Source organism: Dietzia sp. SLG310A2-38A2 (assembly GCF_014145095.1).
Lineage (GTDB): Bacteria > Actinomycetota > Actinomycetes > Mycobacteriales > Mycobacteriaceae > Dietzia.
In genome coordinates this window covers 1-10,029 of the sequence record NZ_JAALDX010000209.1, presented here as the reverse complement: position 1 = coordinate 10,029, position 10,029 = coordinate 1, and the positions used below count along the sequence as shown (strand labels likewise).

General features: G+C 69.5%; 8 protein-coding genes. 4 read left to right on the top strand and 4 right to left on the bottom strand.

The features are described from left to right. The coding region (locus G6027_RS18405; protein WP_206682477.1) for a hypothetical protein at nucleotides 1–191 on the top strand (191 nt) is incomplete at its 5' end. Nucleotides 192–201: 10 nt separating this feature from the next. Next, on the top strand, nucleotides 202–1,284 hold the full coding sequence (gene coaE, locus G6027_RS07935) for a dephospho-CoA kinase (RefSeq protein WP_182636703.1): 1,083 nt from the start codon (nucleotides 202–204) through the stop codon (nucleotides 1,282–1,284). Nucleotides 1,285–1,316: 32 nt separating this feature from the next. Here the strand turns inward: coaE and G6027_RS07930 are convergent, their stop codons facing one another. Continuing rightward, nucleotides 1,317–2,867, bottom strand: coding sequence for a DUF4185 domain-containing protein (locus tag G6027_RS07930; RefSeq protein WP_182636702.1), 1,551 nt, complete (start codon nucleotides 2,865–2,867; stop codon nucleotides 1,317–1,319). 1 nt (nucleotide 2,868) lies between these two features. After that, complete coding sequence (locus G6027_RS07925; RefSeq protein WP_346995659.1) at nucleotides 2,869–4,287, bottom strand: DUF4185 domain-containing protein; 1,419 nt, start codon at nucleotides 4,285–4,287, stop codon at nucleotides 2,869–2,871. Nucleotides 4,288–4,407: 120 nt separating this feature from the next. Between G6027_RS07925 and uvrB the strand changes: the two genes are divergently transcribed. After that, on the top strand, nucleotides 4,408–6,543 hold the full coding sequence (gene uvrB, locus G6027_RS07920) for an excinuclease ABC subunit UvrB (protein WP_182636700.1): 2,136 nt from the start codon (nucleotides 4,408–4,410) through the stop codon (nucleotides 6,541–6,543). Between the two features lie 92 nt (nucleotides 6,544–6,635). Then, nucleotides 6,636–7,085 (top strand): universal stress protein, encoded by a 450-nt coding sequence (locus G6027_RS07915; protein WP_182636699.1) that lies wholly within the window; start codon nucleotides 6,636–6,638, stop codon nucleotides 7,083–7,085. A 37-nt stretch (nucleotides 7,086–7,122) separates the two neighbouring features. Here G6027_RS07915 and G6027_RS07910 read toward each other — a convergent pair whose 3' ends face one another. Together G6027_RS07910 and G6027_RS07905 are read right to left on the bottom strand one after the other, a co-directional pair. Beyond that, entirely contained in the window at nucleotides 7,123–7,554 is a 432-nt protein-coding gene (locus G6027_RS07910; RefSeq protein ID WP_182636698.1) for a DUF732 domain-containing protein, read from the bottom strand. After that, nucleotides 7,551–9,917, bottom strand: coding sequence for an ATP-binding domain-containing protein (locus G6027_RS07905; RefSeq protein ID WP_182636697.1), 2,367 nt, complete (start codon nucleotides 9,915–9,917; stop codon nucleotides 7,551–7,553). Before G6027_RS07905 ends, G6027_RS07910 begins: the two co-directional genes overlap by 4 nt. Between the last annotated feature and the right edge of the window lie 112 nt (nucleotides 9,918–10,029).

Below are 10,029 nucleotides of genomic sequence, written 5' to 3'. Positions count from 1 at the left end.
GCCACGGCCCCGGGGACGGTGTCCCACTTCGGTGGGACAACGCCCGGGGCCGTGGTCTATTTACACCGGTTGCCCCGTGGGCCGACCCGCAGTCCGCGTCACCCGCGGACGAGGGGCCGGGCGCGTCCGGTGATCTGCGAGACCGCTGGGGGGTGATGCCGCGTCGGCCGGTGGAGCCCACGGTCACCTAGACTCCGACTCATGCTGATGGTGGGTCTGACCGGTGGGATCGGTGCCGGCAAGTCGACGGTGACGACAGTGCTCGCGGAGGCCGGTGCCGTGATCGTCGACGCGGATCGGATCGCGAGGGAGATCGTCGAGCCGGGCACGCCCGGTCTGGCGATGCTCGTCGCCGAGTTCGGTGACGACATCGTGGGGCCCGACGGTGCTCTCGATCGGGCTGCGCTCGCCGCCCGCGCCTTCGTCGACGCGGAGCGGACCGCCGCACTCAACGCGATCACCCATCCGCTGATCGGGGAGCGAACGGCCGAACTCTTCGGCTCGGCGCCTGACGACGCGATCGTCGTCCACGACATGCCACTGCTGGTGGAGGGCGGGATGACTCCCGCCTACCACCTGGTGATCGTGGTGGACACGCCGGCGGAGATCCGACTCCGGCGACTGGTGGAGCAGCGCGGAATGCCGGCGGACGACGCCCGCGCGCGGATGTCCCGTCAGGCGACCGACGAGGCTCGTCGTGCGGAGGCCGATGTCCTGATCGACAACTCCGGCGACCGCGAACCTGTTCGGGACATCGTCCAGATGCTCGTCGAGTTACGACTGCAGCCTTTCGAGCACAACCTGCGTACGGGCACACCTGTGGTGGGCGACCGCACAGTGGTGCCGTTCCGGCCGGAATGGGCGGCGGAGGCGGCGAGGGCGACGGCGAGGCTGCGACACGTGCTGGGGGATGTCGCGGCACGTGTCGATCACGTGGGCCCCACCGCTGTCGACGGGCTCGATGCTCCGGACATCGTTGATCTGCAGGTGACGGTGCGCAACGAGGCGGCCGTGGAGCGTGCGCTGGCGCTGCTGACCGGCGCGGGGTACGTCCGTGACCGCTCCGCCGAACGTCCTCTCCTGCACTGGTGTGACCCCGCCCGGCCGCTCGAGGTGTCAATCCTCGCCGAGGACGATCCGGAGCACGAGTTCGCCCTGCTGATGGCCGAGGCCATCGGTTCGGACCCGAGCGCGCGGGTGGAGTACTCGGAGATCCTCCGTCGGGCCGACCGCGAGGAGACCCGCGAGTGGGAGCGGACCCGCTGTGAGGTGTCGGACCGCTGAGCGGTCACCCCGCCCCGGTCGCTCCGCCGTCCTCACTCCGTCGGGACCGCGCCGCCGACGAGCTCGGACACCGGCACGTGCCTGATCACCTCGGAGGTGGCCGGTCCTGCGGGAGTCGCGGTCCTGCGGAGTGTGCTCGGGAAGACCTCGGACAGCCTGGTGCGCACGAGGAACACGTTGTACGCATTCCACGTGGTGACCAGGTAGTACAGATCCTCACCCTGGGCCCACGGGTGCATGAACGCGCCGTAGACGCCGGGGAGCATGGAGTAGTCCACGAGCGTGGTGGCCTCGGTCCAGGGGCCTTCCGGCCGGTCCGCGGTGCGGAGCACGACGGAGTTGTAGCCCTGCGAGTACATCGCGGTGTATTTGCCCAGGTAGTCGTTCCACATCACGGAGAGTTCGCTGGCCGGGCGGGGCAACACCGGCTCGGCGTTCGACGGGTCGCCCACCCAGTCCGTGCCGTCCCAGTACCGGTAGGCGGCCGGATCGAGGATTCCCGCGGTCGGCGCCGCTCCGCCGGATCCGTCGAGGTCCTCGGCCGACGGGGAGCCGGCGAGCGGGACGCGGGCGAGGATCGCGGATCCCTGACGCCCTGACGGTGTGAGGTACTCGTAGAGGTGCTCACCGGTCCTGAGGTAGGAGCTCATCTGTGAGTCCCGCCAGGCGGCGTCCACGGGGGGTGCGCCGTCGCCGGCCGGGACGGCGGAGGTGATCGGCCGCGCCAGAGCGGGCACGACGGTCCAGTTCTCCCCGTTGTCCGTCGAGTAGGCCACTCCCGAGTAGTTGGTGGTCCACGACCCCGGTTGACCCCAGTGGGCGACCGACATGAAGCGCAGGTACTGGACCCCCTTCACCGAGATCCCCGCGGTCGGGATGATCGTGACCTCCCCGGGAAGTCCCGAGCGGGGAACGATGGATTTGGCCAGGCCGTCCGGTCCGGTCGCCGCGGAGTCGATGCCCACTCCGTCGCCGAGGTCGGTGTCGCCGGACCGGAACAGGACGTTCGACCGCCACTGGCTCCCGGGCACTGTGCAGTCACCCATGGTGTCCCCGAATGCCATGAGGATCTCCGGATCGGTGGCGTGCCCGTTGTCCCACATGATGCCGAGATCGGTTCCGGCCACCCCGTAGCGGCTGATCGACTCGGTGGGACTCGTGGGCCCGGTGACGAGTTGGAGGAACTGCGTGGGGCCGCGGAGGACGGGGACGGTGCCCTCCTCCCCGGTGATCCACGGGGGCATTCCGTAGATGGACCCGATGGCCGAGTTGAGGGAGCCGGAGAGTCCGTTCCCCAGCGACCCGGTCTCGAGCTGCTGCACGAGTGACCCCGAGCGGTCCGCCGATCCCATGGCTCGCGAGGCGGACCCGAGCGACCCGGAGGACCCCGAACCGAGTGACCCCAGGGAACCCCCTGCCATGCCGGCGCCGGTGTGGTTCTCGAGCAGCGACCCGAAGTTGCCGAACATCACGCTGCACGGACCAGCCGTGGCCGTGCCGATCCCGGTGGTGGTGAGCGTCGCGACGGATCCCGTGACCGCGATGAGACCCGCCGCGGCCAGCCGCGGTAGCGCGCGGCTCATCTCAGGCGCCCGGGATGGGGAGACGGTCGACCAGTACGGTCTCACCGGTCTCGGCCGGGTCCGGGGTGTCGCGGGTCCAGCTGTCGTCCGCGACTCGCATCCGGGCGGTCGCGCTCGGCAGGGTCCGCGCGGGGATCTGGTTCAGGTCGGTCTTCATGAGGAAGACGTTGTAGGCGTCCCAGGTGGACATGGTGAAGAACAGGTCGGACCCCACCGTCTCGACAGCCGGGCTCCACGGGTGGATGAACGCCCCGTACAAGGTGGGCACGTGGGCGTACGACAGCAGGATGTCCTCGCCCGACCAGGGCCCCTCGGGCGTCGCGGCCTGCCGCATCACGATGTCGTTGTTCCCGTTGGTGTACAACGCGATGAAGCGCCCCAGGCGCGGGCTCCACGACACGGACAGTTCGCTCACCCGGGGGTGGATCACGGTCGCGGCGGAGCGGTGGTCACGACCCCAGCCGGACCCGTTCCAGAACTCGTAGGCCGACATGTCCTCGATCGATCCCTCGGACACCCGGGCGAGGGTCACCGCGCCACTGCGGCCGGACGGGGTGAGGTATTCGTAGACGTAGCCGCCATGCTTGAGGAACGCGCTCATCTGGCCGGCGGTGTGGGTCGTGAACGGGGAGCCGAGGTTCGCCGGTACGAGTCGCGGGCTCCCGGTTCCGGTGCGGGCGCTGCCCGCCACCGGGGTCCAGTTCTCCCCGTTGTCCCCCGACGCCGCGAGCGCCGAGTAGTTGGTGACCCACTCGCCGGGGGCGCCCCAACTGGCGACGGACATGTACCGGAGATACTGCGTGCCACCCACCTCCACACCGGCGGTGGGGATGACGGTCACCTCGCCGGGCAGGTTCGAGCGGGGGAGGATGGACTTGGCCAGACCGGCCCTCTCCATCGGGGCGTCGTCGATCCGCATCCCGTTCGACAGCGTGCGGTCGGACGAGCGGAAGAGGATGTTGCTACGCCACTGGTCTCCCGGGACACCGCAGTCGCCCATGGTGTCGCCCAGTGCCATCATGACCTGCGGGTTCGAGGCGTTCCCGTTCTCCCACAGGATTCCCAGGTCGGTCCCGGAGATCCCGAACCGCTCGACCGTCTTGTTGGGGCTCGTGGGTCCCGTGAGCAGTTCCACCGTCGTGGTGCGGCCCTGGAGGACGGGGATGTAGCCGCTTGCCCCGTTCGCCCACGGGGTGGCAGGCGCGCCGACCGGCGTGGCAGCAGATCCGGAGAGGGAGCCCGATCCGCCGGTCCCCCCGGTCCCGCCGGCCGGGGGCCACGGGTCACACGGCGCGGCCGCCGCGACCGGCGACAGCACTGTCAGTGCGCCGATCGCGAGAGCGGCGACGGTGCCCGCCGCGAGCGGTGAGTGTGTCCGACGGAAGAGACGGGGACGACGACGAGGGGTGTTCCGGGACACGGTTTCTCCAGACGAGGGCAGCATAGTGAGGGGAACTCGAGTGCAGAGTAATAGCAACCTGAGGCGCCGGAGGTCTTTCGTCGAGAGGCGGGGGTGCGCGGCGACTCGTAAGCTTGCGGTATGGCTTTCGCGACCGAGATCCCCGACGACGGGATCCCCGCAGACCCGACCGTCCTCTCCTACTCCGAGTTCCGTCCCATCGGGGATGTCGAGCGGACCACCGACCGGTTCGAGGTGGTCAGTGAGTTCGTCCCGTCCGGGGACCAGCCGACGGCGATCGCCGAGCTCACCGAGCGGCTGGGGCGCGGGGAGCGGGACATCGTGCTGCTCGGGGCCACCGGTACCGGCAAGTCCGCCACGACGGCCTGGCTCATCGAGCAGGTCCAGCGGCCGACCCTGGTGATGGCCCCCAACAAGACCCTCGCCGCGCAGCTGGCCAACGAACTGCGGGAGATGCTCCCCAACAACGCGGTCGAGTATTTCGTCTCCTACTACGACTACTACCAACCCGAGGCGTACATCGCTCAGACGGACACCTTCATCGAGAAGGACTCGTCCATCAACGACGACGTGGAGCGGCTCCGGCACTCCGCGACGTCGTCGTTGCTCTCGAGGCGCGACGTCGTCGTCGTCAGTTCGGTCTCGTGCATCTACGGCCTCGGCACACCACAGTCCTATCTGGACAGGTCCGTCTCCCTGGCCGTGGGCCAGGAGGTCGAACGCGACCGGCTGCTGCGGCTGCTGGTGGACGTGCAGTACGAGCGCAACGACGTCTCGATGACACGCGGGACGTTCCGGGCCAAGGGCGACACGGTCGACATCATCCCCACCTACGAGGAGCTCGCGGTGCGCATCGAGTTCTTCGGTGACGAGGTCGACGCCCTCTACTACATCCATCCCCTGACCGGCGATGTGGTCCGGAAGGTCGAGGAGGTACGGATCTTCCCCGCCACGCACTACGTCGCCGGGCCCGACCGCATGGCCAAGGCCATCGCCTCGATCGAGGAGGAACTGGAGGTACGGCTGGCGGAGCTGGAGAACCAGGGCAAGCTGCTGGAGGCGCAACGACTGCGGATGCGCACCTCGTACGACATCGAGATGATGCAGCAGGTGGGATTCTGTTCCGGGATCGAGAACTACTCGCGACACATCGACGGTCGCGCGGCGGGCAGCTCCCCGGCGACGTTGATCGACTACTTCCCCGAGGACTTCCTCACGGTCATCGACGAGTCACACGTGACCGTTCCCCAGATCGGCGCGATGTTCGAGGGCGACGCCTCCCGCAAGCGCAACCTCGTGGACTTCGGTTTCAGGCTCCCGTCAGCGCTCGACAACCGACCGCTCACGTGGGAGGAGTTCTCCGACCGGGTCGGCCAGACCGTGTACCTGTCGGCCACCCCCGGCAAATACGAGATGGGACGGACGGGGGGCGAGTTCGTCGAGCAGGTGATCCGACCCACCGGGCTGGTGGACCCGAAGATCGTCGTCAAGCCCACGAAGGGGCAGATCGACGATCTCCTCGGTGAGATCCGCGCCCGGGCGGATCGCGACGAGCGGGTACTGGTGACCACCCTGACCAAGAAGATGTCCGAGGACCTCACCGACTACCTGCTGGAACTCGGCGTGCGTGTGCGTTACCTGCACTCGGAGATCGACACCCTGCAGCGGGTGGAGCTGCTCCGGGACCTGCGACGCGGTGATTACGACGTCCTGGTGGGCATCAACCTGCTCAGGGAGGGACTCGACCTCCCCGAGGTCTCTCTCGTCGCGATCCTCGACGCCGACAAGCAGGGCTTCCTCCGCTCGGCCACCTCGCTCATCCAGACCATCGGCCGTGCGGCCCGCAACGTCTCCGGCGAGGTCCACATGTATGCGGACTCCGTCACCGACGCGATGCAACAGGCCATCGAGGAAACCGACCGCCGGCGCGAGAAGCAGGTCGCGTACAACACCGAGCACGGCATCGACCCGCAGCCACTGCGGAGGAAGATCGCCGACATCCTCGACAGGGTCGGGGAGGAGAAGAACGGGGAGACGTCGTCCGACCCGCGGGACCGGCCGGAGCTCGTGGGTGCACGGGCGGCGGGTGAGTCGGCGCGGCCTCGTAAGGAACTCGAGAAGCTCATCGGGGAGATGACCGAGCAGATGATGTCGGCGGCCACAGACCTGCGGTTCGAGTTGGCGGGTCGGCTCCGGGACGAGATCGCCGAGCTGCGCAAGGAACTCAAGGGGATGCGTGAGGCGGGTATCGACTGACCCGTCGCTGTGACGTCGCGCGCTTACCGGGCGCGGCGGGGACCCATGCGCACTACGCTGGGTAGAACTTGTTGCCGACGAGAGGAAGAGAATTGAGCGCCTACAAGAAGGTGGTCGTGGGTACGGACGGCTCGGAGTCGTCCTACCGGGCCGTCGATCGTGCCGCGTCACTTGCCGCCGACGAGTCCGCGACGCTCGTGATCGCCTGCGCCTATGTGCCCGCCGATCCGCGTTCGGTCAGCCAGGCCGCCGATCAGCTCGGCGACGACGCCTATCAGATCCGCGGAGACAACCCGGCCGAGGACATCGTCCGGACGGCCCGGGACCGGGCGGTCGCCGCCGGGGCGTCCACCGTCGAGGCGCGCACCGTCAAGGGAGCGCCTGTTGAATCACTCATCAAACTGGCCAACGAGGTTGAGGCGGATCTGCTGGTCGTGGGGAACAAGGGCCTGAACTCGCTGACCGGCCGCCTCCTGGGCTCGGTGCCCGCGGATGCGGCCCGCCGGGCCGTCTGCGACGTGCTCATCGTCCACACGACCTGAGTCAGCGCCACCACCTGAGTCGGTAGACCAGGTGTGCTCAGCCGCAGAGGTGGGCCCGGCTCGCGTCGATGAGGGCCCGGCCCACCTCAGCTGTGTCCCGCTCCGGATCCTGCGCGGCTATCGAGCTGGTGAGCGGGCGGAGGTGATCGAGGATCGTGTCGGTGTCGGCCCCGTCGGAGATGCCCCGACAGATTCCTATCCCCACCTCGACGGTGGTGGCCGCGGTCATCTCCGGGGGTAGGCCGAACGCGGTCAGGTCGTCGAGGAAGTCCTGCTCGCTGCCGTTTCTCGCGGGGCCCCTCGTGTTGCCGTCGGCCGGCTCCTCGGCCGCGGCTTCGATACCCTGCCCCGCGGTCTCCGCCCTCACGGTCCGGTCGGTGTCCTCGTCCGCGGGTGCGCACCCCGTGCTCACCGCGAGGAGTGCGCACAACGCCGAGGAGGCCGAGATGCGCATCACGTTGATGTTCATGCGCTGAGCTCCTCTGCGTTGTCCGAGACGGTCTCGCGGATCCGTGAGAGCAGTGGGCCGAATCGACCAGGCTGGACGAGGACTAGTTCCTGGGTGGCGCGAGTGGCCCCCACGTACAGATCCTGGAGCCCCTGCGGGGATCGTCCGAGGACGTGCTCCGGATCCACCACCACCACCACGTCGAACTCGAGTCCCTTGGCCAGGGCCAGCGGGAGGACCGAGGCGTCGGGTCGCGCCGCGGCCACGGTGTCCCTGAGGGCGGCGATCCCGGAGGCGTTCTCGTGCCCGAGGTCATCGGGAAGGAGCACGGCCACGGCACGGTCCTCCGGCACGAGGGATACCTCATCGGCCACCACCCGGCCCACCGAGCCCGTCTCGGTCTCGAGCCACGCGACCGGCCGACGCCCCGCACGTACCGGGCGTGGTGAGGTCGCCCCCGGGTCGATCTGCGCGAGCAGTTGCTCCGCCACGGCGGAGACGGTCTCCGGGGTGCGGTAGTTGACGGTGAGCTCGCAGAGGACCCACCGGTCGTCCACATAGGGCGACAGCGCGTCCCCCCACGAGTCGATGCCCGCCGGGCTGGAGGTCTGGGCGACGTCCCCGACGAGGGTCATCCAACGGTTGGGGGAGCGGCGCATCAACACGCGCCACGCCATGGCGGACAGCTCCTGCGCCTCATCGACGATCACGTGACCGAACGCCCATGCCCGATCCGCGCCGGCGCGATCCGCGACGGTGAGGTCCGAGTCCGCACTGTGCCGCCTGGCGAGGGACTCGGCATCGACCACGTCGTAGGCCATGAGTACCTCCGGGTCCAGGTCGTCCTCGATGTCCTGGACCGCCGACCCGGTGAGGATCTCGAGTGCCTCCTCCGCCTGCCGGACCTGTTCGGCCCATGCGCGGTCCGCTTCGCTGGCCTCCGCGGCGGGGTCCTCGCCCAGTAGTTCGGCGAGTTCGTCGAGGAGCGGGACGTCGGCCACCGAGAACGCCCCGCCGTCCTCCCGGAAGAGGGCCTCCTGGTCCTCGGCCACGTAGTCGCCGGCCGCCTCGGAGATCCGCTCGCGGCTGGAGATCAGGTCGGCCAACAACTGCTCCGGCCGCAGCGTGGGCCACCACTCGTCGATCGCGGCGAGGACCTCCGGCGCACTCTCGACCTCGGTGCGCAGCGCCGCCCGGTCCTCCGCGTCCAGCAGTGGACGGGCGGGATCCCCGAGATCCCCGACCCCGTCGCCCTCGGGGGACCAGGCGGCATCCTCCGCGTGCCCGACGGGATCCGTCAGGGAGGCCACGTACTGCTCCGTGAGCGCGTCGATGATCCTCGCCGCGAACGTGGAGCGCGCCTGGTTGTGTGGTCGCCGCGTCATCCGGGCCCGTCCGCGTGCGGCGCGGACCGCCGCGGGCGTGAGGACGAGGTCGTGTCCCTCGCACCGCACCTCCACATCCGACTCCGGGGCGAACTGGCGGGCGCGGACGGCGGCCTTGAGAATGTCGACCATGTCCGCCGAACCCTTGACCTCCTCGCCGCGGAGCGTCTCGGAACCGGTGGCGCGGACGCCGGGGTAGAGGTCGGCGAGTGTGCGCAGGACGACGCCCGACTCGCCGAGGGAGGGCAGGACGCGCGCGATGTAGTCGAGGAACCGCGCGTTGGGCCCCACGATGAGGACTCCGCTGCGGTCGAGCCTGCGGCGGTGCGTGTAGAGCAGGTAGGCCGCACGGTGCAGGGCCACGGCGGTCTTGCCCGTCCCCGGCCCGCCCTGGACCACCAGGACACCGGCGTGGGGGTTGCGGATGATCTCGTCCTGCTCGCGTTGGATGGTCGCGACGATGTCGGTCATGTGACCGGAGCGCGCGCTGTCCAGGGCTTCGAGGAGAGCGGATTCCCCCACGACGTCGTCGTGGTCCTCCGGAACCTCGCCGTCGACCGGTGCGGTGAGGTACTCGTCGTGGACCCCGATGACCCGCCTGCCGATCGTGCGTAGATGACGACGACGGTGTGCGCCTTCGGGACGGGCGGTGGTGGCCAGGTAGAACGGGCGGCTGTGGTCTGCGCGCCAGTCCAACAGGAGCGGGGTGAGGTCCTCGTCGTCGTCCCTCAGACCCACTCGCCCGATCCGCCGGACCTCTCCGTCCTCCATGTCCAGACGTCCGAAGTACAGGCCCAGGTTGGCCGCGTTGAAGGCCGCCAACTCCGACGAGTAGAGCCGGGCGAATGACTCCCTCTCCGACCGCGCCTGGGGCGTTCCCCCCGTGCCACGGAGGACGGCGTCGAGGCGGGCCCGGGTGTCGGTCCGGAGTTCCTCGAGACGATCGAGGAGACGACCGAGGTGGCGCTGTTCCTCGTCGACGGCGTCGTGTCCCGTCATGCGCGCTCCTCTCGGGGTGTCGACTGCGCATCGGGTGGGTGGACCGCGCAGTGCAGGACAACCAGGCTACCGGGTGACGGGCTGGGCCCCCCGACGCCGACGACCCCGCCGG